Annotated in this window: 22 protein-coding genes and 4 tRNA genes; 12 read left to right on the top strand and 14 right to left on the bottom strand. The window is 60.7% G+C overall.

Annotated features, from left to right (window positions below; translation table 11 throughout):
- The first annotated feature begins 102 nt into the window (after positions 1 to 102).
- From rluD to K3819_RS24810, 8 genes are all read left to right on the top strand, one after another.
- Positions 103 to 1,065 carry a 23S rRNA pseudouridine(1911/1915/1917) synthase RluD gene (gene rluD, locus K3819_RS24845; RefSeq protein ID WP_221398121.1) on the top strand — a complete coding sequence of 321 codons (963 nt, stop codon included), beginning with the start codon at positions 103 to 105 and terminating at the stop codon, positions 1,063 to 1,065.
- Complete coding sequence (pgeF, locus tag K3819_RS24840) at positions 1,062 to 1,784, top strand: peptidoglycan editing factor PgeF (RefSeq protein WP_085612624.1); 723 nt, start codon at positions 1,062 to 1,064, stop codon at positions 1,782 to 1,784. The genes rluD and pgeF overlap by 4 nt, the downstream gene beginning before the upstream one ends.
- 129 nt (positions 1,785 to 1,913) lie before the next feature.
- Positions 1,914 to 4,478 carry an ATP-dependent chaperone ClpB gene (gene clpB, locus K3819_RS24835; RefSeq protein WP_064382092.1) on the top strand — a complete coding sequence of 855 codons (2,565 nt, stop codon included), beginning with the start codon at positions 1,914 to 1,916 and terminating at the stop codon, positions 4,476 to 4,478.
- A gap of 298 nt (positions 4,479 to 4,776) precedes the next feature.
- Positions 4,777 to 4,852: transfer RNA gene (locus tag K3819_RS24830), tRNA-Asn, on the top strand.
- A 9-nt stretch (positions 4,853 to 4,861) separates the two neighbouring features.
- A tRNA-Pro gene (locus tag K3819_RS24825) sits at positions 4,862 to 4,938 on the top strand.
- Between the two features lie 5 nt (positions 4,939 to 4,943).
- Positions 4,944 to 5,019: transfer RNA gene (locus K3819_RS24820), tRNA-Lys, on the top strand.
- Positions 5,020 to 5,116: 97 nt separating this feature from the next.
- Positions 5,117 to 5,193: transfer RNA gene (locus tag K3819_RS24815), tRNA-Pro, on the top strand.
- A 160-nt stretch (positions 5,194 to 5,353) separates the two neighbouring features.
- Positions 5,354 to 6,979: a methyl-accepting chemotaxis protein gene (locus tag K3819_RS24810; protein ID WP_085612625.1), complete on the top strand. Its 1,626-nt coding sequence runs from the start codon at positions 5,354 to 5,356 to the stop codon at positions 6,977 to 6,979.
- 74 nt (positions 6,980 to 7,053) lie between these two features.
- Here the strand turns inward: K3819_RS24810 and K3819_RS24805 are convergent, their stop codons facing one another.
- The 5 genes from K3819_RS24805 to K3819_RS24785 form a co-directional block, all read right to left on the bottom strand.
- On the bottom strand, positions 7,054 to 7,461 hold the full coding sequence (locus tag K3819_RS24805) for a hypothetical protein (RefSeq protein ID WP_064599501.1): 408 nt from the start codon (positions 7,459 to 7,461) through the stop codon (positions 7,054 to 7,056).
- Between the two features lie 210 nt (positions 7,462 to 7,671).
- On the bottom strand, positions 7,672 to 8,970 hold the full coding sequence (locus K3819_RS24800) for an NAD(P)/FAD-dependent oxidoreductase (RefSeq protein WP_064599500.1): 1,299 nt from the start codon (positions 8,968 to 8,970) through the stop codon (positions 7,672 to 7,674).
- Positions 8,971 to 9,033: 63 nt separating this feature from the next.
- Positions 9,034 to 9,207, bottom strand: coding sequence for a DUF3094 domain-containing protein (locus K3819_RS24795; RefSeq protein WP_007909875.1), 174 nt, complete (start codon positions 9,205 to 9,207; stop codon positions 9,034 to 9,036).
- 51 nt (positions 9,208 to 9,258) lie between these two features.
- Positions 9,259 to 9,786, bottom strand: coding sequence for an MOSC domain-containing protein (locus K3819_RS24790; protein WP_221398120.1), 528 nt, complete (start codon positions 9,784 to 9,786; stop codon positions 9,259 to 9,261).
- Positions 9,783 to 10,409, bottom strand: coding sequence for a DUF1780 domain-containing protein (locus K3819_RS24785; RefSeq protein WP_007959580.1), 627 nt, complete (start codon positions 10,407 to 10,409; stop codon positions 9,783 to 9,785). The genes K3819_RS24790 and K3819_RS24785 overlap by 4 nt, the downstream gene beginning before the upstream one ends.
- 133 nt (positions 10,410 to 10,542) lie before the next feature.
- On the opposite strand from K3819_RS24785, the gene K3819_RS24780 reads away from it, so the two are divergent.
- Both K3819_RS24780 and K3819_RS24775 read left to right on the top strand, forming a co-directional pair.
- The gene (locus tag K3819_RS24780) at positions 10,543 to 11,232 is read left to right on the top strand and encodes an energy-coupling factor ABC transporter permease (protein WP_085612628.1); all 690 of its coding nucleotides are present in this window, start codon (positions 10,543 to 10,545) and stop codon (positions 11,230 to 11,232) included.
- Positions 11,233 to 11,297: 65 nt separating this feature from the next.
- On the top strand, positions 11,298 to 11,513 hold the full coding sequence (locus tag K3819_RS24775; protein ID WP_007959584.1) for a hypothetical protein: 216 nt from the start codon (positions 11,298 to 11,300) through the stop codon (positions 11,511 to 11,513).
- Positions 11,514 to 11,519: 6 nt separating this feature from the next.
- On the opposite strand, the gene yacG is transcribed toward K3819_RS24775, so the two are convergent.
- The 5 genes from yacG to pilB are packed head-to-tail and all read right to left on the bottom strand — an operon-like array spanning position 11,520 to position 16,131.
- Positions 11,520 to 11,720, bottom strand: coding sequence for a DNA gyrase inhibitor YacG (gene yacG, locus K3819_RS24770; protein ID WP_039771664.1), 201 nt, complete (start codon positions 11,718 to 11,720; stop codon positions 11,520 to 11,522).
- A complete protein-coding gene (gene coaE / locus K3819_RS24765) occupies positions 11,717 to 12,340 on the bottom strand; it encodes a dephospho-CoA kinase (RefSeq protein ID WP_169431959.1) in 624 nt (207 codons plus the stop codon). The genes yacG and coaE overlap by 4 nt, the downstream gene beginning before the upstream one ends.
- Positions 12,337 to 13,209 carry an A24 family peptidase gene (locus K3819_RS24760; protein WP_064599491.1) on the bottom strand — a complete coding sequence of 291 codons (873 nt, stop codon included), beginning with the start codon at positions 13,207 to 13,209 and terminating at the stop codon, positions 12,337 to 12,339. Before K3819_RS24760 ends, coaE begins: the two co-directional genes overlap by 4 nt.
- A gap of 1 nt (position 13,210) precedes the next feature.
- Entirely contained in the window at positions 13,211 to 14,428 is a 1,218-nt protein-coding gene (locus tag K3819_RS24755) for a type II secretion system F family protein (protein ID WP_221398119.1), read from the bottom strand.
- A gap of 2 nt (positions 14,429 to 14,430) precedes the next feature.
- A complete protein-coding gene (gene pilB / locus K3819_RS24750; RefSeq protein ID WP_221398118.1) occupies positions 14,431 to 16,131 on the bottom strand; it encodes a type IV-A pilus assembly ATPase PilB in 1,701 nt (566 codons plus the stop codon).
- 226 nt (positions 16,132 to 16,357) lie between these two features.
- Between pilB and K3819_RS24745 the strand changes: the two genes are divergently transcribed.
- Positions 16,358 to 16,780 carry a pilin gene (locus tag K3819_RS24745; RefSeq protein ID WP_221398117.1) on the top strand — a complete coding sequence of 141 codons (423 nt, stop codon included), beginning with the start codon at positions 16,358 to 16,360 and terminating at the stop codon, positions 16,778 to 16,780.
- Between the two features lie 297 nt (positions 16,781 to 17,077).
- The gene (locus tag K3819_RS24740) at positions 17,078 to 17,434 is read left to right on the top strand and encodes a BON domain-containing protein (RefSeq protein WP_210710590.1); all 357 of its coding nucleotides are present in this window, start codon (positions 17,078 to 17,080) and stop codon (positions 17,432 to 17,434) included.
- Positions 17,435 to 17,603: 169 nt separating this feature from the next.
- Here K3819_RS24740 and K3819_RS24735 read toward each other — a convergent pair whose 3' ends face one another.
- From K3819_RS24735 to acs, 4 genes are all read right to left on the bottom strand, one after another.
- Positions 17,604 to 17,900, bottom strand: a complete 297-nt coding sequence (locus K3819_RS24735) for a DUF2845 domain-containing protein (RefSeq protein ID WP_085648751.1) — start codon at positions 17,898 to 17,900, stop codon at positions 17,604 to 17,606.
- Positions 17,900 to 20,851 (bottom strand): DUF748 domain-containing protein, encoded by a 2,952-nt coding sequence (locus K3819_RS24730; protein WP_221398116.1) that lies wholly within the window; start codon positions 20,849 to 20,851, stop codon positions 17,900 to 17,902. The genes K3819_RS24735 and K3819_RS24730 overlap by 1 nt, the downstream gene beginning before the upstream one ends.
- Positions 20,852 to 20,960: 109 nt before the next feature.
- Positions 20,961 to 21,977 (bottom strand): class I SAM-dependent rRNA methyltransferase, encoded by a 1,017-nt coding sequence (locus K3819_RS24725; protein WP_221398115.1) that lies wholly within the window; start codon positions 21,975 to 21,977, stop codon positions 20,961 to 20,963.
- A 145-nt stretch (positions 21,978 to 22,122) separates the two neighbouring features.
- Positions 22,123 to 24,060 carry an acetate--CoA ligase gene (gene acs / locus K3819_RS24720; protein ID WP_221398114.1) on the bottom strand — a complete coding sequence of 646 codons (1,938 nt, stop codon included), beginning with the start codon at positions 24,058 to 24,060 and terminating at the stop codon, positions 22,123 to 22,125.
- Positions 24,061 to 24,115 lie beyond the last annotated feature (55 nt).

Below are 24,115 nucleotides of genomic sequence, written 5' to 3'. Positions count from 1 at the left end.
TATGATGAGCGCCCCGTTGAAAAGCCCCGGGGCAAAAGACGCCGTATTTAACCACAAGCGCGCAGCCGAAACCAAAGGCTGTAGCCGACGCCCAGTCCGAGCATGTCCGATAAAATTGAACTTCGCGCAGAGGTGCCGTCCGAATTGGGCGGCCAACGCCTCGATCAAGTCGCCGCCCAACTCTTCGCCGAGCACTCGCGCTCGCGCCTTTCCGCCTGGATCAAAGAAGGTCGCCTGACTGTGGACGGGGTGGTCATCCGCCCGCGCGACATTGTTCATGGCGGTGCCATCCTTGAACTCACTGCCGAGCAGGAGGCCCAGGGTGAATGGGTCGCTCAGGACATCGAACTCGACATCGTCTATGAAGACGACGACATTCTGGTGATCAACAAGCCTGCGGGCCTGGTGGTGCACCCGGCTGCCGGTCACGCTGATGGCACCTTGCTCAACGCCTTGCTGCACCACGTGCCGGACATCATCAATGTCCCGCGCGCCGGTATCGTGCATCGTCTGGACAAGGACACCACCGGTCTGATGGTGGTGGCCAAGACCATTCAGGCGCAGACCAAGCTGGTCGCGCAGCTGCAAAGCCGCAGCGTCAGCCGGATCTACGAGTGCATCGTGATCGGCGTGGTGACCGCCGGCGGCAAGATCAACGCCCCGATCGGCCGTCACGGCCAGCAGCGCCAGCGCATGGCGGTGATGGAAGGCGGCAAGCCGGCCGTCAGCCACTACCGCGTGCTGGAGCGCTTCCGTTCCCACACCCACGTACGGGTGAAGCTGGAGACCGGTCGTACTCACCAGATCCGCGTGCACATGGCGCACATCAACTTCCCGTTGGTCGGCGACCCGGCGTACGGCGGTCGTTTCCGCATTCCGCCGGCCGCGAGCCAAACCATGGTCGAATCCCTCAAGCACTTCCCGCGTCAGGCCCTGCACGCGCGGTTCCTCGAGCTGGATCATCCGACCACCGGTGAGCGCATGAGCTGGGAATCGCCGCTGCCGGAAGATCTGGTGTGGCTGCTGACCCTGCTCAAGCAGGATCGCGAGGCATTCGTCGGATGAACTGGCTGACGCCGGACTGGCCCGCGCCGGCCAGCGTCAAAGCCTGTGTCACCACCCGAGAGGGCGGCGTCAGCGAGGCGCCGTTCGACAGCCTCAATCTGGGCGATCATGTCGATGACCGCCCGGAGGCTGTTGCCGAAAACCGTCGGCGTCTGACCGAACACTTCTCTATAAAGCCTGCCTGGCTGCAGCAAGTGCACGGGATTGCCGTGGCGCATGCGGATCCGTCCGTGGTGACCACGGCGGATGCCAGCTGGACGGCAACGCCCGGTATCGCTTGTGCGGCGATGACTGCCGATTGCCTGCCGGCGCTGTTCTGCGACCGTGCCGGCACTCGCGTTGCTGCCGCTCACGCCGGTTGGCGTGGATTGGCGGCCGGCGTGCTGGAGGCTACCCTCGACAGCCTGGATGTGCCTGCCGAAGACATTCTGGTCTGGCTCGGCCCGGCCATCGGCCCGCAAGCCTTTGAAGTCGGCCCGGAAGTCCGGGAAGTGTTCATCAATCAATTGCCCGAAGCCGAGACAGCCTTTGTCCCGAGCCACAACGCCGGCAAGTTCATGGCTGACATCTATAAGCTGGCGCGGCTGCGTCTGGCGGTTCGTGGTGTCACCGCTGTTTATGGTGGCGGTTTCTGTACCGTGACCGATCCGCGCTTCTTCTCTTATCGCCGTGCATCGCGCACTGGTCGCTTCGCTTCCCTCGTTTGGCTCACCCGCTAAACTGTCTGATCTGCATCAACTGTCCCACGCTTGAATCTTCCAGAATCGACCGCATCTATAGCGGTATCTGGCAGGTTTCTTTATTCAGGATGGTTTTCAGGTCCGGCCTGCTCAAAAGGAAGGTGACCCATGCGTATAGACCGTTTAACCAGCAAATTGCAGTTGGCGTTGTCCGATGCCCAATCTTTGGCCGTCGGCCACGATCATCCAGCCATCGAGCCGGCGCATTTGATGCAAGCCATGCTTGAACAACAGGGTGGTTCGATCAAACCCCTGTTGATGCAGGTGGGCTTCGACGTCAACAGCTTGCGTAAAGAGCTGACCAAAGAGCTCGATCAATTACCGAAAATCCAGAACCCGACCGGCGACGTCAACATGTCGCAGGATCTGGCGCGTCTGCTCAATCAGGCCGACCGTCTGGCCCAGCAGAAGGGCGATCAGTTCATTTCCAGCGAGCTGGTACTGCTTGCCGCGATGGACGAGAACAGCAAGCTCGGCAAGTTGCTGCTCGGCCAGGGCGTGAGCAAGAAAGCCCTGGAGAATGCAATCAACAACCTGCGCGGTGGTGAGGCAGTCAACGACGCCAACCATGAAGAGTCCCGTCAGGCGCTGGATAAATACACCGTCGACCTGACCAAGCGCGCCGAAGAAGGCAAGCTTGACCCGGTGATTGGCCGTGACGATGAAATCCGTCGCACCATTCAGGTCCTGCAACGCCGCACCAAGAACAACCCGGTACTGATCGGCGAGCCTGGCGTGGGTAAAACCGCGATTGCCGAAGGGCTGGCCCAGCGCATCATCAACGGCGAAGTGCCGGATGGCCTGCGTGGTAAACGCCTGCTGTCCCTCGATATGGGTGCGCTGATTGCCGGCGCCAAGTATCGCGGTGAGTTCGAAGAGCGCCTGAAAGCGCTGCTCAACGAGCTGTCGAAGCAGGAAGGGCAGATCATTCTGTTCATCGACGAACTGCACACCATGGTCGGCGCCGGCAAGGGCGAAGGCTCGATGGACGCCGGCAACATGCTCAAGCCGGCTCTGGCCCGTGGTGAGCTGCACTGCGTCGGCGCGACCACGCTCAACGAGTACCGCCAATATATAGAGAAGGATGCGGCCCTCGAGCGGCGCTTCCAGAAAGTGCTGGTGGACGAGCCGAGCGAAGAAGACACCATCGCGATCCTGCGTGGCCTCAAGGAGCGTTACGAGGTTCACCACAAGGTGGCGATCACCGACGGCGCGATCATCGCGGCAGCCAAGCTCAGCCATCGTTACATCACTGACCGACAGCTGCCGGACAAGGCGATCGACCTGATCGACGAAGCGGCCAGCCGTATCCGCATGGAGATCGACTCCAAGCCGGAAGTGCTGGATCGCCTGGAGCGGCGCCTGATTCAACTGAAGGTGGAATCCCAGGCACTGAAGAAAGAAAGCGACGACGCGGCGAAGAAACGTCTGGAGAAACTCCAGGAAGAAATCGATCGCCACGAGCGTGAGTACTCCGATCTGGAAGAAATCTGGAACTCGGAAAAAGCCGAGGTGCAGGGCTCTGCGCAGATTCAGCAGAAGATCGAACAGTCCCGTCAGGAACTGGAAGCCGCGCGCCGTAAAGGCGACCTGAACCGCATGGCCGAGTTGCAGTACGGGGTGATCCCGGATCTGGAGCGCAGTCTGCAGATGGTCGACCAGCACGGCAAAAGCGAAAACCAGTTGCTGCGCAGCAAGGTGACCGAAGAGGAAATCGCCGAAGTCGTTTCGAAGTGGACCGGCATTCCGGTGTCGAAAATGCTCGAAGGCGAGCGCGACAAGCTGATGAAGATGGAAAGCCTGTTGCATCAGCGCGTGATCGGTCAGGACGAAGCGGTGGTGGCGGTAGCCAATGCGGTGCGGCGTTCCCGGGCCGGGTTGTCCGACCCGAATCGTCCGAGCGGCTCGTTCATGTTCCTCGGCCCGACCGGTGTCGGTAAAACCGAGCTGTGCAAGGCGCTGGCCGAGTTCCTCTTCGACACTGAAGAGGCGATGGTGCGGATCGACATGTCCGAGTTCATGGAGAAACATTCCGTGGCGCGGCTGATCGGTGCACCACCGGGCTACGTCGGCTATGAAGAGGGCGGTTACCTGACCGAAGCGGTACGGCGCAAGCCTTACTCGGTGATCCTGCTGGACGAAGTCGAGAAGGCGCACCCGGACGTGTTCAACATCCTGCTGCAAGTGCTGGAGGATGGCCGTCTGACCGACAGCCATGGCCGCACGGTGGACTTCCGCAATACCGTGATCGTCATGACCTCCAATCTCGGTTCGATGCAGATCCAGGAACTGGTCGGTGATCGTGAAGCACAACGGGCAGCGGTGATGGATGCGATTTCCACCCATTTCCGTCCGGAGTTCATCAACCGGGTCGACGAAGTAGTGATCTTCGAGCCATTGGCGCGGGATCAGATCGCGGGCATTACCGAGATCCAGCTGGGCCGTCTGCGCAGCCGTCTGGCCGAGCGCGAGCTGAAGCTGGAACTGAGCCCGGAAGCGATGGACAAGCTGATTGCTGTCGGCTATGACCCGGTCTATGGCGCACGGCCGCTGAAGCGGGCGATCCAGCGCTGGATCGAGAACCCGTTGGCACAGTTGATCCTGTCGGGGCGTTTCCTGCCAGGCGAGACCGCGACCGGCGTCGTGGAGAACGACGAGATCACGTTCAACTGACGCTCGACGGTGGTGTCGTCATCAAGGCCTCGCAATGCGAGGCCTTTTTTTTCGCCAGGCTGTTGAACTCAAAGGAAAAGGCTTGTAAAGTGCGCCCCGCAGTCAGTCACCAACACGGTTTCAGCTCACTGGGCAGAAATCTGAAATAAGTTGCAAATCATTAACTTGAAAGCAATTTAGGGGGTTGACAGAGGTGTTCTAGGTTGTAGAATAGCGCGCCTCAGACACACGAACGCAGCGATGCGAAAACGATGTCGAGAAGCTGCAAGTTTCACCGTAGTAAATTGAAATGTGTAGTTCCGTGATAGCTCAGTCGGTAGAGCAAATGACTGTTAATCATTGGGTCCCAGGTTCGAGTCCTGGTCACGGAGCCAATTTCAAACCGGGGTATAGCGCAGTCCGGTAGCGCGCCTGCTTTGGGAGCAGGATGTCAGGAGTTCGAATCCCCTTACCCCGACCATTTTTGGGTCGTTAGCTCAGTTGGTAGAGCAGTTGGCTTTTAACCAATTGGTCGTAGGTTCGAATCCCACACGACCCACCATTTTTGAAACCAGGTAACACTGGGATCGAATCTTAAGATCAGAGGCCAAAAGCGCTGATCGAAGAAGGCGATCTTTGAAAGATCGCCTTTTTTTTACCGGGGTATAGCGCAGTCCGGTAGCGCGCCTGCTTTGGGAGCAGGATGTCAGGAGTTCGAATCCCCTTACCCCGACCATATTAAAAATCCTCGTATCGAAAGATACGGGGATTTTTTTTGCCCTCCGGAAATGTTTCATTCAAGTCGTCATACAACTTGCCGATAGCCCGCTAACGAAAGGGGCCTGCCGCATCAAACGCCCCTGAATTCTGCCAATACAAGAAAAAGGGCGTTCGTCATGTTGCTTCGTCAGTTGAATATTGCTCCCCGCGCCGCTCTGGGCTTTGCCCTGATCGCGTTACTGGTGGCGTTGCTTGGGGTGTTCGCGCTGGGGCAGATGTCGAGCATCCGCGACAGTGAAGTGGCGGTGGAGACCCAGTGGCTGCCGAGCATTCGTGGCGGCGACGAAATTCGCGAGATCATGCTGCGCATCCGCACCATCTCCCTGCGCATGGCGCTGGATCAGGATCCGGCCAACATCGCCACGTACCGCAGCCAGATGGACACCCGGGACAAAGAGTTGAGCGAGAAAATCGCCGCCTATGATCGACTGGTGACCACCCCGGAAGGTCAGCAGTTGTATGAACAGTTCAAGAAAACCTTTGCCGCCTACCGCACCGGGATCGCCCAGTCGTTCACCCTCGCCGAGCAGGGCAAGCGCGACGAGCTGACCAAACTGCTGCTGGTGGACATGAAAACCGTGGTCGACGGCTCCGGTAAACAACTCAACGACCTGGCGGATCTGTTCGCCCGCCAGGTCGCCGCCGAAAGCCAGAACTCTGCGGCCCACTACGAAACCTCGCGCACCATCGTGACCCTGTTTATCGCGCTGGCGGCGCTGGCCACCGTGGCTCTGGCCATGTTGCTCACCCGTAGCATCGTCCGCCCCCTGAGCGTCGCTGTCGACGCTGCTGAGCACGTCGCCAGAGGCGATCTGACCCGCCCGATCGAAACTCACGGCAACGATGAAGTCAGCCGGCTGCTCAAGGCGTTGGCAACCATGCAGCAGAACCTGCGCGAAACCCTGCAGGGCATCAGCGGCTCGGCCACGCAACTGGCGACCGCTTCCGACGAACTGAGCGCGGTCACCCATGACAGCACGCAAGGACTGCAACAACAGAACAACGAAATCGAACAGGCCGCCACCGCCGTCAACGAGATGACTACGGCGGTTGAGGAAGTCGCCCGCAATGCGGTGTCGACGTCCGACGCCACCCGCCAGTCCAGCGAATCGGCGCAGTTGGGCCAGGAACGGGTCAGCGAAACTGCCGACGCCATCAACGCCCTGGCCAGCGAAGTCGAGCACACCGGCGAACTGGTGCAATCGCTGGCCAACCAGTCGCAGGACATCGGCAAAGTGCTGGACGTGATTCGAGCGATCGCCGAGCAGACCAACCTGCTGGCGCTCAACGCCGCCATCGAAGCAGCGCGAGCCGGGGAGAGCGGGCGCGGGTTTGCGGTGGTTGCCGATGAGGTTCGCGCGCTGGCTTATCGCACTCAGCAATCGACCCAGGAAATCGAGCAAATGGTGCAGGGCATGCGCAACGGTTCGAGCCTGGCGCTGGCGTCGATGCAGGCCAGTGCCTCGCGCGCCGCCACCACGCTGCTGCTGGCCGAGCGAGCCGGTGAAGCGTTGCAGACGATCACGGCGTCGGTACACGAAATCCACGAGCGCAATCTGGTGATCGCCAGCGCCGCCGAAGAGCAGGCGCAAGTGGCGCGGGAAGTGGATCGCAACCTGGTGAACATTCGCGACCTGTCGGTGCGCTCGGCGGCGGGTGCCGATCAAACCAATGCGTCGAGTCATGAACTGTCGCAACTGGCCAATGCCCTGCAGGGCATGGTGCGGCGCTTCCAGCTGTAATCATGCAGGCGTGAAAAAGCCGCGCGTCTCGTCAGAGAAAGCGCGGCTTTGTTTTGTCGGCCGGGCTGAAAAAATCAGGCACCGTCCTGGTCTTTCAGGTGTTCGAACAGACCTTTCGGCATTTTCTTGCCGTTGGCTTCGAAATTGGCTTTGACGTTGTTGTACGCCTCTTGCTCGTCGATGAAGCCGTCGTGGTTGGTGTCGATCTTGTCGAAGTCGGACTTCGGTGCAACTTTCAGAAACTCGGCGCGGGAGACCTTGCCGTCGCCATCGGTGTCGGTCTTGGCCATCGACGCATCGCCGCATTTGCCTTCACCGCATTTGCCTTCCGGGGTTTTCACCGAGGTCTCGGCCGAAGCGACCATGTAGCCCTGGGCCAGCGGTTGCGCGGCAAACACCGAGCCGGACAGCATCATGCCGCCGGCCAGTACGGCACCGACCAGGCCAAGGGAGTTTTTGCCGATTTTCGAAGTACGGGACATTGCATTCTCCTTCGGTTGCACAGCGCAACCACACGTTAAGGGCGATCAAGCCGGAGCAGGTGTGCTCGGGTGTGGCCATTAAGCGGTGGCGGTGTATCGCGTCTGTGTCGAGGAGCGGGGCGTTTGTAAGCGAAGGTGGGGAAAGCGAGGGCAGATACAGTAGAAAACAAAACACCGTGAGGGCGAGCCCGCCCCCACGGTGTTTTTACATCAGTGCAGCTTCAGGCGTGGTTCGGTGCCGCGTCCGATCTTGCTGCCGAGCATCAGCATCGCCGTGCGGAACGGCCCATAAAGCGCCATCTGGTGCATGCGGTATAGCGACACGTAGAACATCCGCGCCAGCCAGCCCTCGAGCATCACGCTGCCGGTCAGGTTGCCCATCAGGTTACCCACCGCCGAGAAACGCGACAGCGAAATCAGCGAGCCGTAGTCGGTGTACTTGTACTCCGGCAGGGTTTTGCCTTCGATGCGCAGCTTCAGCGATTTGGCCAGCAGCGACGCCTGCTGGTGCGCAGCCTGGGCCCGTGGTGGAACGTTGCGATCCGAGCCCGGTTGCGGGCAGGCGGCGCAGTCACCGAAGGCGAAAATGTTCTCGTCGCGGGTGGTTTGCAGCGTCGGCAGCACTTGCAGCTGATTGATGCGGTTGGTTTCCAGGCCATCGATGTCCTTGAGGAAACCCGGTGCGCGGATCCCGGCGGCCCAGACTTTCAGACTGGCCTTGATCTCGTTGCCATCGGCGGTGATCAGGCTGTCAGCGGTGACCTGGCTGACCGAGGCGTTGGTCATCACGTTGACCCCGAGTTTCTCCAGGGTCTTGTGCACCGGCCCGCTGATCCGCTCAGGCAGGGCTGGCAGCACCCGTGGCCCGGCTTCGATCAGGGTGATGTGCATGTTTTCCGGTTTGATCCGGTCCAGACCGTAAGCCGCCAGTTCATGGGCCGCGTTGTGCAGCTCGGCCGCCAGTTCGACGCCCGTGGCGCCCGCACCGACGATGGCCACGCTGATCTGCTGAACCACATCGGTCTGCCCGGCGTGGGCGCGCAGGTAGTGATTGAGCAGTTGCTGGTGGAAACGCTCGGCCTGCTTGCGGGTGTCGAGGAACAGGCAGTGCTGCGCGGCGCCCTGGGTGCCGAAATCGTTGGTGGTGCTGCCGACCGCGATCACCAGCGAGTCATAGGGCACTTCCCGCGCCGGGACCAGTTCAACGCCGTTTTCGTCGTAGGTGGCGGCCAGCTGGATCTTCTTCTGCTCACGATCGAGCCCGCTCATGCGCCCCAGCTGGAACTCGAAGTGGTTCCATTTGGCCTGGGCGACATAGTTGAGTTCGTCTTCGGAGGAGTTCAGCGATCCGGCGGCCACTTCGTGCAGCAGCGGTTTCCAGATGTGCGTGAGGTTCGCGTCGACCAGCATGATGCTGGCGGTGCCGCGTTTGCCCAGAGTCTTACCCAGACGGGTAGCCAACTCCAGACCGCCGGCGCCGCCGCCGACAATGACAATACGATGGGACATAGGGATAGCTCGCAAGGTTTTTAAAGGAAAACGGTGTGGTTACCCGAGCGAGCGCGATGCAGCTCATAGCGTCAGGTAACTGATAAATCGGCTCAACAGGCCCAGACCAATGGTCACTGCCAGCACCAGCACCAGGAGCATCCACGGCCGGAATGGCCGGCGCTCGACACGGTGTTGGGACAACTGCAGGTACTCTTCGACATGCTTCTGGTCTTCGGGGTTCAGGCGGCTGGTCATAAAGGCCTCGTCAGGTAGACGTTACTGAATGAGAACACGCTACAGCGGTTTTCAACCGGGATTGAAAGGAGCATAGCCACTGTCCGGGACCGGTTCGACCGACACGCCATCGTCGAGGCGAATGATCCCGCTTTGTAACACTCGCGCAGTGATTCCGCCATGCCCGCGCACAGCCTGGAACGTGCCCGGGCCAAGGTTGTTCTGCAGGCGCGCACACGGCTGGCACCAGCCCGTGGTTTCGAAAATCGCCTGACCAATGCGAAAGCGCCGCCCCTTGAGGCTGAACAGGTTGATCCCGCTTATGACGAGATTGCGCCGCAGATCTTCAGGCGCGACCGGTTGCTCGTGGGGACGGCCCATCAATGCACTGATCACGGCCAGGTGTTCGAACTGAATCAGCGTGACCTGTCGGGCGTTACGTACTCCGGGGCGGGCATGATCCCCGGTCAGTCCCGCTTCAAGGCGTGCCTCTACGGCGTCGAGCTCGATCATCGGTCCACGAGATTCAGGACGCACGCCAATCCAGCGTACGCGGCCGCTCTGCGGGACCTCGGCGATCAATTGTTGAAGCGGCGTCACAGGCTGATCCCTACATCGAACACGATGCTGCGCCCCAGGTTGCCGCGCAGAAAATCCGGGGCATCGGGATGGGCGAACAGCACCCGGGCGAACGTAGGTCCGACCAGCGACAGCGAACGCCAGCCCTGACGCAGGTATTCGGTGGGCGGCGGAAAGTGGCTGTTGAGGTCGAGCACTTCGCGTTTGAGGCTGGCGAAGGCAATGATGTCCAGCTCGCCCAGGTCCATGCCGCGTTCCTTGTAGTTGTGCGCTTTCTTGCGCAAGGTCGGCGCCAGTCTCAGCAGAAATTCATTGGCCGGAATTCGCCGTGGCTTGGCTTCACGTCGCACCAGTTGGCTGAGGGAAAACGCGCTGCGCCGACGTTGCAGCTCATCGCGCCATTCGTCGTTGAGCCGACGGCCCTCGTCGAGGACGAAAAACACCTCGAAATTGGCGTCGCGAAACAGCACGTCCGGTGGTTCCCCGGCGGGAGCGAATTCGTCGGCGCGATAAGGAATATTCAGGCCTTGCAGGAGGCGCTGGCAGACCCAACGCTCACGCTCCCATTTGCGGGCATTGGACAGGAAAGCGTTGGCTTGCTCGGCCGCAATGGTCAGCAGGCGTAAGTAATCTGAGTCATCCATAGGCCCAAGCTTAGCGTTCAATTGCGACAAGCAGAAAGCTTTGCATCGGCAGATGTGCCGCCGTGCAGGTGTAGACTTCGCCGCAGGAGCGCCAATCAAAGGAGTCTGCGGTGCGAATGAAGGTGATGGGATCATGATCGGTGCAGAACTGCTGTCATCGAGCAGTCTGACCCTCGGCTGGCTGATTTACCTGCCGGCGCTGCTCTGGGCGATTGTCCGCGCACCGTGGGTCGAGCTGTTCAGCGACAACCGCCGTCAGCATTTGCTGTTCGGTACGGTGTTCGCGTTGTTTCTGCTGTGGCTGGTGCGCAGGGATTTCGACACCGGCGTGTCTTACCACTTCATCGGCATGACGGCGGTGACACTGCTGCTGGACTGGCCACTGGCGATCGTCGGCGCACTGGTGGCCCAACTGGGGCTGGTGCTGCTGGGGCGACAGGATCTGGTGGCCGTCGGGGTCAATGGCACCTTGCTGATCCTGTTGCCGGTGCTGATCACCGAATGCGTGGCGATTCTGGTCGAGCGCGCCCAGCCGCGCAATCCGTTCGTGTACATCTTCTGTTCCGGTTTTTTCGCCGCGGCGCTGTCGGCGTTGTCGTGTCTGACGCTGAGCCTGACCTTGCTCTGGTACGACGGCCTCTTTGCCATGCCGGAATGGCTGGAGGATTTCATCGGTTACCTGTGGCTGCTGATTTTTCCCGAAGCCTTCATCAACGGCATGGTGGTCAGCGCGCTGGTGGTGTTCTGCCCGGAGTGGCTGGAGACCTTCAACCGCACCCGCTACCTTTCGGCGCCCTGGAAGGACGACGATCCCAAGTCTTGATCCACATCAAATCCACTCTGCGCGCGGCATTTCATGCTCGGCCAAATTCCTTCAGGAGCAGCGGCATGAGCGTGTACGAGTGGGCGAGGCAGGAAACCCGGCAGAGTCTGGAGATGGCGCAGGAGGTAGGGTTCGATCCGGGCCTGAGCCTGCGCGCCTTGCTCAGCGCTGTGGTGCAGCAGAGCAAGGCGGTGCGCAACGCCGAAGACCTGGCCGACGAGTTGCGTTTTCTGGCGGAAAACCTCGACGACGATCAGGACTACGGCTTCATGCGGCCCTGAACGGGATCAGTGACGCGGATCGAAATCGCCGGAAAACAGTTCGTCCTCGGCATCCGGGGCGACCGGAATCTTGTGTTCTTCCGACGCCCAGGCGCCGAGGTCTATCAGTTTGCAGCGGTCCGAGCAGAACGGACGGAATTTGTTTTCCGGGGTGAATTCCACGGGCGCGCCGCAAGTCGGGCAGTTGACGGTTGGGGTCTGGCTCATGATTGGCCTCCGGATAAAGTCAGGTAAAAGTGATGCAGGCGCTCGACCTCGCTGTGCAGCCAGGCGAGGTCGCGGTCGTTGACCACCACGTCGTCGGCACGGCTGACGCGGTCTTCGCGGCTGGACTGGGCCTTGAGGATCGCCTGGACCTGCTCTTCGCTGGTCTGGTCACGCTGCAAGGTGCGTTCGATCTGCAGTTGTTGCGGGGCGTCGATTACCAGGATGCGTTGGGTCATCGCGTATTGCCCGGATTCGATCAGCAGCGGCGAAACCAGAATCGCATAAGGCGATTTTGCCAGCGCCAGGTGATGGGCGATTTCTTCGGCGATCAACGGATGCAGCAAGGCCTCAAGCCAGCGCCGTTGCTCCGGCACCTCAAAAATCAGTTTGCGCAGGGCTGCACGATCCAGCGTGCCGTCGGCCTGCAACACATCGGGGCCGAAGTGTTCAGCGATCTTCGCCAGCGCCGGGCGGCCCGGTTCGACCACCCAGCGCGCCGCGTGATCGGCGTCCACCACGTGGATACCAAGATCAATGAAGTGCTGGGCGGCGGCGCTTTTGCCGCTGCCGATGCCGCCGGTCAGGCCGAGAATCCAGGGTTTTTCCACAGGGGTATTCATTTCAAACCGACAAACTGCCAATAGAAGCCGGTTATTTGACCACCCCAGAGCAAGGCAATCCAGCCGGCAATTGCCAGATACGGGCCGAAGGGGATCGGCGTCGAGGTTTTCTGGTCGCGCAGCTTGAGCAAAATCACTCCGAGCACGGCGCCCACCAGCGAGGACAAGAGGATGGTCAGCGGCAGAATCTGCCAGCCGCCCCAGGCCCCGAGCAGCGCCAGCAGCTTGAAATCGCCGTGACCGATGCCGTCCTTGCCGGTGAGCAGTTTGAACAGCCAGAACACCGACCACAGGGCCATATAGCCCAGCACCGCGCCCCACAGGGCGTCGTGCAGCGGCACGAACAGCTCGAAGCTGTTGACGATCAGCCCCAGCCACAGCAGCGGCAGCACCAGCACGTCGGGCAGCAATTGATGTTCGGTGTCGATCAGGCTCATGGCCAGCAGGCCCCAGGTCAGCACGATCAACAGGCACGCCGGCCAGCCGAAACCCAGGTGCCAGGCGATGAACGCCGAGAGCAGGCCGCAGGCCAGTTCGGTCAGCGGGTAACGCTTGCTGATCGGTGCGCTGCAACTTGAACAGCGCCCGCGCAGGCACACGTAACTCAACAGGGGAATGTTTTCCCACGCACGGATCCGGTGGCCACAGTGCGGGCATTGCGAGTGCGGCAGCATCAGGTTGTAGGTGGGCAATGGCGATTCACCGGGCAGGCCCAGTACATCGTGAGCCTGCTGGCGCCATTCGCGCTCGAGCATTTTCGGCAGGCGCCAGATCAACACGTTGAGGAAACTGCCCACCACCAGCCCCAGCAGCAGGGCGGCGACGACAAAGGCCAGCGGATACAGGCTGAGGAGTTCGTCGATAGGCATGTCAGATCGCTGAGCCGAGTTGGAAGATCGGCAGGTACATCGCCACCACCAGACCGCCGACGATCACCCCCAGCACCACCATGATGAACGGCTCCATCAGGCTGGTGAGGTTGTCGACCATGTTGTCCACTTCGTCCTCATAGAAACCTGCGACCTTGTCGAGCATCTCGTCCAGTGCGCCGGACTCTTCGCCGATGGCGGTCATCTGCACCGCCATGTTCGGAAAGATGCCGGTGGAACGCATCGAGAAATTCAGCTGCATGCCGGTAGAGACGTCCTGGCGGATGCGCAGCACGGCACGCTTGAACACCACGTTGCCGGTGGCACCGGCCACCGAGTCCAGCGCTTCCACCAGCGGCACACCGGCGGCGAAGGTAGTCGACAGGGTCCGGGCAAACCGCGCCACGGCGGACTTGTACATCAATGTGCCCACCAGCGGCAGCTTGAGAAACCAGGCGTCGCGTCGATCGCGCAGGGCCTGGGATTTTTTCAGGGCATGGCGGGTGCCGAAAAACGCGGCCACCAGCGCACCGAGAATCGCCCACCACCATTGCTGCATGAATTCGGACAGGCTGATCACCATCAGCGTGAAGGCCGGCAGTTCGGCACCGAAGCCGGAGAACACCGACTGAAACTGCGGCACCACCTTGACCAGCAGAATCCCGGTGACCACCGCCGCCACCAGTACCACGGCGGACGGATAGGTCATGGCCTTCTTGATCTTGGCCTTGAGGCTTTCGCTCTTTTCCTTGTAGGTCGCGACCCGTTCCAGCAGGGTGTCGAGGGCGCCGGACTGCTCGCCGGCATCCACCAGGTTGCAGTACAACTCGTCGAAATATTGCGGCTTCTTGCGCAGCGCGGCGGCGAAACTGTTGCCGGCGGCCACCTCCTGTTTCACCTCGTCGACCAGCTTGCGCATGGCCGGGTTTTCGAAGCCTTCGCCAATGATGTCGAACGACTGCAACAGCGGCACGCCGGCCTTCATCATGGTCGCCATCTGCCGGGTGAACAGGGCAATGTCCTGGGCCTTGATGCGCTTGCTGAAGCTCAGCAACGAGGCGGATTTCTTGCGCACCTTGCCGGGGTTGATGCCTTGCTTGCGCAACTGGGCCTTGACCAGTGCGGGGTTTTGGCCGCTCAACTCGCCGGTTACCTTGCTGCCTTTACGGTCCGTGCCTTCCCAGGCGTAGACGCTGACTTTTGCTGCCTTGACCGCCATGTTCAGTCCTTGGTGACCCGGTTGATTTCTTCAAGGCTGGTAATGCCTTGCATGGCCTTGATCAGGCCCGAGGTACGCAGGTCATTGAAGCCGTCCCGGCGCATCTGGGTATCGATTTCCAGTGAGTTGCCCTCGGCCATGATCAGCCGTTGCAGATCGGGGGTGTTCTTTACCACTTCATAAATCCCCACGCGACCCTTGTACCCGCCGTTGCAGTGATCGCAACCGGCGGGCTCATAGATCGTGAAATGGCCGATGCGTTCCTCGGGGAAGCCTTCCTTGATCAGGGTCTCGCGTGGGATCTCGATGGGTTTCTTGCAGTGGCTGCAGAGTTTTCGCGCCAGACGCTGGGCAATGATCAGGCTCACCGAGGTCGCGATGTTGAAGCCGGGGATGCCCATGTTGTGCAGGCGGGTGAGGGTCTCTGCTGCGCTGTTGGTGTGCAGGGTGGACAGCACGAGGTGACCGGTCTGGGCGGCCTTGATCGCGATTTCGGCGGTTTCGAGGTCACGGATTTCGCCGACCATGATCACGTCCGGGTCCTGACGCAGGAACGAGCGCAGGGCCTGGGCAAAGTCCAGTCCCTGACGGGGATTGACGTTGACCTGGTTGATGCCTTCCATGTTGATCTCCACCGGGTCTTCGGCCGTGGAGATATTGATGTCGACGGTATTGAGGATGTTCAGCCCGGTGTACAGCGACACGGTCTTGCCCGAGCCGGTGGGGCCGGTCACCAGAATCATGCCTTGCGGCTGTTTGAGCGCGGCCATGTACAGGTCTTTCTGCTCCGGCTCGTAGCCGAGGGCATCGATGCCGATCTGGGCGCTGGACGGGTCGAGGATCCGAATCACCACTTTCTCCCCCCAGAGGGTGGGCAGGGTGTTGACCCGGAAATCGATCGACTTGCTTTTCGACAGACGCATCTTGATCCGCCCGTCCTGGGGTTTGCGTCGCTCCGAAATGTCGAGGCTGGCCATGACCTTCAAGCGTGCAGCGATGCGCCCGGCCAGTTGAATCGGCGGCTTGGCCACTTCCCGCAGAATGCCGTCGGTGCGCACCCGCACCCGGTAGTTCTTTTCGTAAGGCTCGAAGTGCAGGTCGGATGAGCCGCTCTTGATCGCGTCCAGCAGCATCTTGTGCACGAAGCGCACTACCGGGGCATCTTCGGCGTCGATTCCGCCGAGGGTGTCCTGCCTGCTGTCGTCGACCGATTCGATGTCCAGCCCGTCAAGGTCGACATCGGCCATTTCCTCCAGTCCGGTGGCGTGGGTGTCGAAGAATTTTTCGATGGCGTCGGTGAGCTTGTCGTCCTCGACCAGAATGGCTTCGGTGCTCAGCCCGGTGCTGAACTGAATGTCATTGATCGCCTGATGATTGCTCGGGTCGGAAATCCCCACGAACAGTTTGTTGCCACGCCGCCAGAGGGGCAGGGCATGGTGCTGGCGCACCAGTTTTTCACTGACCAGGCCTTTGGGCTGGGTTTCCTTGTCGAGGCAGTTGAGGTCGAGAAATGCCATGCCGAAATGCTCCGAGGCAATTTCCGCAACCTGCCAGCTCTTCACCAGTTTGTTCTGCACCAGGTAACTGACCAGCGACAGGCGATTGCGCTGCGCCTGTTGCCAGGCCTGCTGGGCACTCTTTTCCGTGAGCAATTCGGCCTGGACCAGTTGCTTGGCCAGACCGCTCAGAGCGATGTCATTCATGGGATTTCCACGTGCTTGCCGTTCATGACTTATAGCCTAGTCAAGTGACAGCGCCATACACGTGGAGTGCGGGTGACAAAAAGTGTCAGATAGTGCGGTTACGGGTTGTAGGAATCGGCATGTCAGCCGGATGGCGCCCAGCGGGTATGGGTTGCCAGCGTTTGGCACGGGCTGTGCTGAGTCTTGAACAGATCATGAGATTTCGACTCATGCATGGAGCGTGTCTATGAATAAACAACAGGGTTTCACTCTGATCGAGCTGCTGATCGTCGTGGCGATCATCGGTATTCTCGCGACTGTGGCGCTGCCGCAGTACTCCAAATATCAGGCGCGGTCGAAGGTGACGGCGGGGTTGGCCGAGATCTCGGCGATGAAAGTGCCGTTCGAAGACATCATCAATCAAGGAACGAACCCCACGCTGGCCGCCGTCAAAGGCGATGCGGCTACTTCCACCTCCAACTGTGCGTTGAGCGCTTCGGGGACGGCTGCAGATGGAGCAGGCTCCATCGTGTGTACGCTGGCCAATGCGCCGGCACCCGTGGTGGGCAAAACCATTACGCTCACGCGTACGGCTGCCAACGGCTGGTCATGTGCAACGACAGTCGCGCCGGACTATTCACCTAAAGGCTGCGTTGCGAGCGGTACCTGATCAGTATTTTGAACTGGAACGATGCCCCGCTTTGCGGGGCATTTTTCATTGCGCGACACTTCACAAAAGCTTCAATAATTTCAGGCTGTTAGGAACTTTCCGAAAAGCCGCAACTTGCATGTAGATATTTCACGACTCATGCAATTTGCATGATTCCGAAAAAATGCAACATTTATAAGTTATTGATTTATAAGGTTTTAATCTAATTTTGAAAGTTGGCACAGCGTTCGCAATATCTCCAGTAACCCTGCTGACAAGACAACCAGCAGACTTTCCAGAAAAACAGGAGTTACTCGTATGAAGAAGTTCGCTATCACTGCCGCTGCTGCTACCGCGCTGACCCTGACCATGGCTTCGGGTGCATTTGCTCAATCGACCCAGACCACTCAGGCTCCAATGACCCTGGCTGCCGGTGAAGTCACCAAGGCTAAAGAAGCTACTTCCGATACCTGGATCACCACCAAAGTCAAAAGCGACCTGGTAACCGAAAAAGGCATTCCTGGCACCGACATCAAAGTTGAAACCAACAAAGGCGTGGTTTCCCTGTCTTCTGACGTCGCGATCACCGAAGCTCAGAAAACCACCGCTGTGAACATCACCAAGAAAATCAAAGGCGTGCAAGCGGTCTCCGCTGACGGCCTGAAAGCCCAGTAAGGCAAGACTTCTCGCCTGGACCGGGAGAAGACGCGACAGGCGGGCCGAGCAATACGTCTGCCGCACTTTAGAGTTCATGCGACCGGCCACACGGAATGTGGCCATTACAGGCCCCGGCATTCATGTCGGGGCCTGTTCTATTTCAGGGGCCGGAAAAAGGCGCGGAAGGTCAGTTGCCGCGCTTGCTGTTGATCTGTTTCAGGCGATTGCCTTCAAAACGCAGGTATTGATACATGCCGTTGTTGGGGCCGTAAGTCCATTCCTCGACCTGAAACTCTTCACGACGGTTGGCGCTGCGTTTGTAACCGAGCAGATCGCGACCGACCGGCTCGCCACATTTTTGCAGCACCTCGCTGGCGCGGTCGCCAAGGCTCACCAACTGGCTGCCGCAGCGCAGGGTATCGGACGCCGCAGCCTGGCTGGCGAGAAATACCAGCCCCAGTGCAGCCAGCCACTTTGGGTTCATCACTCGGCATCCAGATGCATTTGTGTCACTACCCGGCCGTCGCTTTCCGCTTCGCCGAGGTTGGCGTCGATGAAGTACACACGATCGTCCGCCAGTTGGCCCTTGTCTACCAGGTAATCCTTGATGCTGCTGGCACGGTCCTGACCGAGCTGGCGCAGCAGCACGTCGCTGGAGCTCCAGAACTTGATCACGTCGGCGCGCATTTTCGCGGTGCGTTCTTCCTTGCCCAGGTCCTTCCACTCGGCCGGTGGCTGGGTTTTCAGGCGGGTGCGATAGATGCCCTCGAGCAGTGGGCCTTTTTCGTTATCCGGGACCTGGATCAGCGAAGCCTGCGCCGGCACCTTGTCGCCACGGCGCTGGAGCATCTTGTAGTAGTTGTACTGGTATTCACGTTCCAGGCGCTGTTCCGCGAGCAACGGGCCATCACTGCTTTTTGCCGCGGTGCCTTCGATTTCCAGGCGCAGGGCCGGACGTTCCTTCAGCGCTTGCGACAGCTTCACCAGCGCCGCTTCGGCGTCTTTGCTCAGGTCGCTGGAACCCGGTGCAAAGGACACGGTGCCGAGGTCTTCCGACCCGCCACCGCTGACCAGGCCGCCGATCAGCTTGAACGGTGCGGCGGCAGCCTTGACGATCAGATTGCGCAGGGTCTGCCAGACAATCGGCATCACGCTGAATTGCGGATTGTTCAGGTCACCAGTGACCGGCAGTTCGATGGAAATCTTGCCGTCGACGTCCTTGAGCAGGGCGATCGCCAGTTTCAGCGGCAGGCTCACGGCATCCGGGCTGTCGACTTTCTCACCCAGTTGCAGCTGCTCGACCACCACTTTGTTCTCGGCCTTGAGCTGGCCTTTGGTGATCAGGTAATGCAGGTCGAGGTTAAGTCGGCCCTTGCGGATCCGGTAGCCGGCGAACTTGCCGGAGTAGGGCGTCAGGGTGGTCAGTTCGACCCGTTTGAAACTGGTGGCGATGTCGAGGCTGGCCATCGGGTCGAACGGGTTGACCGCGCCTTTGATGATCACCGGCGCATAGCGGTCGACCTTGCCCTTGATGTCGACGCTGGCCGGTTTCGCCTGACGGCTGTCGATGGTGCCGATCTGGCCGTTGAGTTGCTGGACCGCCGTGGCGAAGTTGGGGGTCAGGCTGAAGTCGGCGAAGTTGGCCGAGCCGTCGTTGATCGCGATGCCGCCGATGTGAATACCCAGCGGTTTGTCATTGCTCGCCGGTTTCGCCGCGGCGGTCTTCGCCCCGGAATCGGCCGGCTGCGGAATGAGCAGGTCGTCGATGTTGGTGGTGCGATCATCGTTGATCATGAACCGCGCATACGGCTGGAACAGGTTGACCCTGTCGATCGACAGGCTGTCGCCATGTTGATAGTTCAGGCCTTCGACCACCACTTGCTGCCACTTCAGGAAGTCGCGGGTTTTCAGGGTGTCGAGGGTGTGCAACTGATCGATCTGAGCACGACCGGTGACGCTGAGGGCCAGCGGGTCAGTGCTTTTCAGGTTCACTTTCAGGTCGCTGCCGAGCATGCCGCTGCGCAGTTCGAGACGAATGAACGGGTTGATGTAGGACTGGGCGACCCGCAGATCGATGTCCTGGGTTTTCACGTTGAGCTGTGCGGTGACCGGCGCCAGGTTGACCACGCCATCGGCGCTGATCTTGCCTTGCTTGCCCAGCCCGGTGTCGAGCCTGAGGTTGAAGGGCGAGCCGTTGAGGCTGTCGAAATTCTGCAGATCGACGTTCAGCGGCGTGACATCCAAAGTGACTTCCGGCTTCGCCGAACGGTCGGCCAGATGCACTTTGTAGTCACGCAGTTGCACGTCCTTGATCAACACTTGCCACGGTTTGCTCGGCGCGGTCGGTTCGGGTTTCGGCGAGTCGGCTGCCGCCGGTGTGTTCGCAGGTTCGGCAGCCGCTTTTGCGGCGGGTTTCGACGGCTGGCTGGCAAACAGTTTCTGCCAGTCCAGTTGGCCGTCCGCTTCAAGCGCAGCCCAGGTTTCCAGTTTCTGGCTGCGGATCTTGCCGACCACCACTTGCTGCTTGGCCAGGTCCACCGTGGTGTCGCTGACGTCGAGACGCTCGAGTTTCGCCAGCGGGCGTCCGTCCGGCGCCTTGATGGCGAACGGCGCGATATTGATCGCCACGTTGCTCAGCAGCAGTTCGGTTTCCTTGGACAGGTTGAGCTTGTAGTCGGTGCTCAGGCTGACGACCCCGTTTTCCAGCACCAGTGGCACGGCATCACGCACGTAGGGCCAGAAGGCTTTCATCTGGCCGTCGGTGATCTTGAGCGTGCCTTCGGAGGCGATCGGTATCAGGCTGAAGTTGCCTTTCCAGTCGATCTGCCCACCGGCCGGGCCGATCGCGACGAGGGTCATGTCGGCGTTGTCTTCGGGCAGGGTGCTGAGGTTTTTCAGCTCGAAGTCGAGCTTGTCGTAGAGAAATTCGATCGGCTCGCTGGGCCGCGCATCCACGAAATGCAGGTTGCCGCCGACCAGCTGGATCCGGTCGATGCGCAGCGGAAACGGTTTGGCGTCGGGATCGGCCGGGGTGGGCTCGCTGGCCGGGAGCTTGAACAGACCGAGCAGGTTGAGCTGACCGTCCTTGGCGAACAGGATCTCGGTCCTGGATTTTTCCAGTTCGATGTCGGACAGATGCAGGGCTTTGGTCCACAGGCTGTCGAGTTGCAAGTTGGCATACAGACGTTCGAAGCCGACCTGTTCCTTGCCCGGCTCGCCGATCACCAGGCCCCACAGCGTGAGTTCAAGGCTGAACGGGTTGAGTTCGATACGTTGCAGATGCGCCGGCACCGTGGCGTAGTTGGCCAGTTGCTGATTCACCACCCTGAGCGCAATGCCCGGCAAAATCAGGAACCCCAGCAGGCTGTAGAGGGCCAGGGCAGTCAACAGGGCGCCAATCGCGCGAATCAATCCTTTGGGCATGTGCGGCTTCATCTGTCTGAATCGGAGTGCCTTGGAGTATGGCACGCGATTCCGGTTCCGAAGCAATTGCCCATGCTCAGGATTGTTCAGATATTTCCGTGGGAAATTTCCTTGGCAACGCTTAGAGCTGAAGGATCAGGGTCTTCAGCGGTGGCTGCTGATCCAGCGACGGGAAGTCGCGGCCCGGGGTCATCACGCTCCACTCACGCACCGGCCGCCCGGCTTTTTCCGCGCAGCGCAGCACCTGCTCGCGCCAATCGTCCATGCTGACTTTCGCCAGGTTGTTGCAGCAGATCAGCACGCCATTCTCGGCGGTGGTCAGCAGGGCCGGCTTGAGCAGGCTTTGATAATCGCGCAGCAGGTCGACGGTGCCGAAGGCGCTCTTGGCCCATGCGGGCGGGTCGAGCAACACCAGATCGTACTGGCGCTGTTCGAGGCGTTGATAGCTCGGCAGTTTCTGCCCGCGACGCTGGCTGATCGGCAGGCCGGCCAGTTGGCGGATGGCCGGGAAGTAGTCGGACTGGATGAATTCCATGGTCGGCAGTTGCGGATTGAGCAAGCCGTTTTCGCGGCCGACCGCCAGATTGCCCTCGGCGAAATCCAGGTTGCACACCTCGCGTGCACCGCCGGCCGCCGCGCTGAGACCGACCCCGCAGGTATAGGCGAACAGGTTGAGCACACTTTTGCCCTTGGCGTGATCCTTGACCCAGCCGCGGGTGTTGCGCAGGTCGAGGAACAGCAGCGGATCCTGCCCGGCGTGGCGTCCACGCACACGATAATTCAGGCCCCATTCGTGGCCGACCAGATCGGCCAGCGCGGCGTCGTCGGCGCGGTAGACGCTGTCTTCACGATCGATCCGCGAGTTGCCACGGGAGCGGTCGTTGTAGACCAGCAGGGTTTCCAGGCCCAGGGTCTGGTCAACCATGGTGTGCAGTTGCAGCAGGTCTTCACGCGCCAGGGTCTGGTGGAAGCTTTGCACCATCAGTTGCGGGCCGTAGCGGTCAATGGTCAGGCCGCCGGCGCCTTCCTGGCTGCCGTGGAACAGCCGATAGCAGTCGGTGCCCTGGCGGTGCAGCTCGGCGAGCAGATCCTGGCGTTGATCGAGAGCGGCGCGCAGCGCCAGGTTCAAGGAAGACATGCGGGCGCCTTGCTGGAGGGAATTGGGGCGCGGGAGTTTAGCAGTTTGGCAGGCACTCGAGGGGGTCCCATCGCGAGCAGGCTCGCTCCCACAGACGATCATAAGTCCTTGTGGGAGCGAGCCTGCTCGCGATGCGTTTGCGGCCTTACTGGTTCAAGCGTTTATCGATCAAGCCCTGCACTACGCTCGGATCCGCCAGCGTCGAGGTGTCGCCGAGGCTGTCGAGTTCGTTGCAGGCAATCTTGCGCAGGATCCGCCGCATGATCTTGCCCGAGCGGGTCTTCGGCAGGGCCGGGGCCCACTGGATCAGGTCCGGTTTGGCGAAGCTGCCGATTTCCTTGCTGACGTGGGCCAGCAGTTCCTTTTTCAGCTCGTCGTTGGGCTCGGTGCCATTCATCGGTGTGACGAACGCATAAATCCCCTGGCCTTTGACGTCGTGTGGATAGCCGACCACAGCGGCCTCGGCGATGCTGTCGTGCAGCACCAGCGCGCTCTCTACCTCGGCGGTGCCGATGCGATGGCCGGAGACATTGATCACGTCGTCGATGCGCCCGGTGATCCAGTAATCGCCGTCCTCGTCACGGCGGGCGCCGTCGCCGGTGAAGTAGTAACCGGGGTAGGGCTTGAAGTAGGTGTCGACCATGCGCTGCGGATCGCCGTAAACGCTGCGGATCTGCGCCGGCCAGCTCGACTTGATCGCCAGCACGCCACTGCCGGCGCCCTGGATTTCCTTGCCGTGTTCATCGAGCAGCACCGGTTGTACGCCGAACATCGGTTGGGTGGCGCAGCCCGGCTTGATCCGCTGGGCGCTGACCAGCGGGCTGAGCATGATGCCGCCGGTTTCGGTCTGCCACCAGGTATCGACAATCGGGCAACGCTGTTCGCCGACCACGTTGAAATACCATTCCCACGCTTCCGGATTAATCGGCTCACCGACACTGCCGAGCAATCTGAGGCTTTGCCGCGACGTTTCCTGCAACGGCCCGGCGCCTTCACGCATCAACGCGCGCAGGGCAGTGGGGGCGGTGTAGAAGATGTTGACCTTGTGTTTGTCGATCACCTGCCAGAACCGCGAAGTGCTCGGGTAGCTCGGCACGCCTTCGAAGATCAGGGTGGTGGCGCCGTTTGCAAGCGGGCCGTACACGATATAGCTGTGGCCGGTGACCCAGCCGACGTCGGCGGTGCACCAGAACACTTCGCCGTCGCGGTAGTCGAGCACGTACTTGAAGGTCATCGCCGCCTGCAGCAGGTAACCGCCGGTGGTGTGCAGCACGCCCTTGGGTTTGCCGGTGCTGCCGGAGGTGTAGAGGATGAACAGCGGGTCTTCTGCGTCCATCGGTTCCGGCGGGCAATCGTCGCTGACGTCGCGCACGGCCTGGTGATACCAGAGGTCGCGGCCTTCGACCCAGTCGACTTCGTTCTGGGTGCGCTCGACCACCACGACGGTGCTGACATTCGGGCAACTCTGCAGGGCCTTGTCGACATTCTGTTTCAGCGGCACGAATTTGCCACCGCGCACGCCCTCGTCGGCGGTGATCACGGTGCGGCAGTCGGCGTCGAGAATGCGGTCGCGCAGGGAGTCCGGAGAAAAACCGCCAAACACCACCGAATGAATCGCGCCGATCCGCGCGCAGGCGAGCATCGCGTAGGCCGCTTCGGGGATCATCGGCATGTAGATGCACACCCGGTCGCCTTTTTTAACGCCACGGCTCTTCAGCACGTTGGCCAGGCGGCAGACATGGTGATGGAGTTTGCTGTAGGTGATTTGTGTCGATTCGGCGGGGTCGTCGCCTTCCCAGAGGATGGCGGTCTGATCGCCGCGCTTTTCCAGATGGCGATCGATGCAGTTGTAGCTGACGTTCAGCTTGCCACCGGCAAACCAGGCGGCTTCGCCGGTCTTCAGGTCATAGCGCTGGACGGTCTGCCACGGCGTGCTCCAGTCGAGGAAGCGGGTGGCCTGTTCGGCCCAGAAGGTACTGGGGTGTTCAATCGATTCGCGGTACAGGCGCTGGTAGTCGTCCTGACTCAACTGTGCAGCCCGGCGGACGGCATCGGCTTTGGGGAACGTGCTGATATCGAACATGACGGTTCCTTATTCTTGTTGTGCGACAAGGATAAAGATGCGCCGAGAGCGGGGA

It is taken from the genome of Pseudomonas sp. 3-2, from assembly GCF_019710535.1.
Lineage (GTDB): Bacteria > Pseudomonadota > Gammaproteobacteria > Pseudomonadales > Pseudomonadaceae > Aquipseudomonas > Aquipseudomonas pharyngis.
Note: the sequence above shows the minus strand (reverse complement) of the source record. Positions and strands in the feature narration are given on the sequence as shown.

Coding starts and splice junctions, on each gene's coding strand:
- rluD (WP_221398121.1), top strand. CDS start 103: ATGTCCGATAAAATTGAACTTCGCGCAGAGGTGCCGTCCGAATTGGGC.
- pgeF (WP_085612624.1), top strand. CDS start 1,062: ATGAACTGGCTGACGCCGGACTGGCCCGCGCCGGCCAGCGTCAAAGCC.
- clpB (WP_064382092.1), top strand. CDS start 1,914: ATGCGTATAGACCGTTTAACCAGCAAATTGCAGTTGGCGTTGTCCGAT.
- K3819_RS24810 (WP_085612625.1), top strand. CDS start 5,354: ATGTTGCTTCGTCAGTTGAATATTGCTCCCCGCGCCGCTCTGGGCTTT.
- K3819_RS24805 (WP_064599501.1), bottom strand. CDS start 7,461: ATGTCCCGTACTTCGAAAATCGGCAAAAACTCCCTTGGCCTGGTCGGT.
- K3819_RS24800 (WP_064599500.1), bottom strand. CDS start 8,970: ATGTCCCATCGTATTGTCATTGTCGGCGGCGGCGCCGGCGGTCTGGAG.
- K3819_RS24795 (WP_007909875.1), bottom strand. CDS start 9,207: ATGACCAGCCGCCTGAACCCCGAAGACCAGAAGCATGTCGAAGAGTAC.
- K3819_RS24785 (WP_007959580.1), bottom strand. CDS start 10,409: ATGGATGACTCAGATTACTTACGCCTGCTGACCATTGCGGCCGAGCAA.
- K3819_RS24780 (WP_085612628.1), top strand. CDS start 10,543: ATGATCGGTGCAGAACTGCTGTCATCGAGCAGTCTGACCCTCGGCTGG.
- K3819_RS24775 (WP_007959584.1), top strand. CDS start 11,298: ATGAGCGTGTACGAGTGGGCGAGGCAGGAAACCCGGCAGAGTCTGGAG.
- yacG (WP_039771664.1), bottom strand. CDS start 11,720: ATGAGCCAGACCCCAACCGTCAACTGCCCGACTTGCGGCGCGCCCGTG.
- coaE (WP_169431959.1), bottom strand. CDS start 12,340: ATGAATACCCCTGTGGAAAAACCCTGGATTCTCGGCCTGACCGGCGGC.
- K3819_RS24760 (WP_064599491.1), bottom strand. CDS start 13,209: ATGCCTATCGACGAACTCCTCAGCCTGTATCCGCTGGCCTTTGTCGTC.
- K3819_RS24755 (WP_221398119.1), bottom strand. CDS start 14,428: ATGGCGGTCAAGGCAGCAAAAGTCAGCGTCTACGCCTGGGAAGGCACG.
- pilB (WP_221398118.1), bottom strand. CDS start 16,131: ATGAATGACATCGCTCTGAGCGGTCTGGCCAAGCAACTGGTCCAGGCC.
- K3819_RS24745 (WP_221398117.1), top strand. CDS start 16,358: ATGAATAAACAACAGGGTTTCACTCTGATCGAGCTGCTGATCGTCGTG.
- K3819_RS24740 (WP_210710590.1), top strand. CDS start 17,078: ATGAAGAAGTTCGCTATCACTGCCGCTGCTGCTACCGCGCTGACCCTG.
- K3819_RS24735 (WP_085648751.1), bottom strand. CDS start 17,900: ATGAACCCAAAGTGGCTGGCTGCACTGGGGCTGGTATTTCTCGCCAGC.
- K3819_RS24730 (WP_221398116.1), bottom strand. CDS start 20,851: ATGAAGCCGCACATGCCCAAAGGATTGATTCGCGCGATTGGCGCCCTG.
- K3819_RS24725 (WP_221398115.1), bottom strand. CDS start 21,977: ATGTCTTCCTTGAACCTGGCGCTGCGCGCCGCTCTCGATCAACGCCAG.
- acs (WP_221398114.1), bottom strand. CDS start 24,060: ATGTTCGATATCAGCACGTTCCCCAAAGCCGATGCCGTCCGCCGGGCT.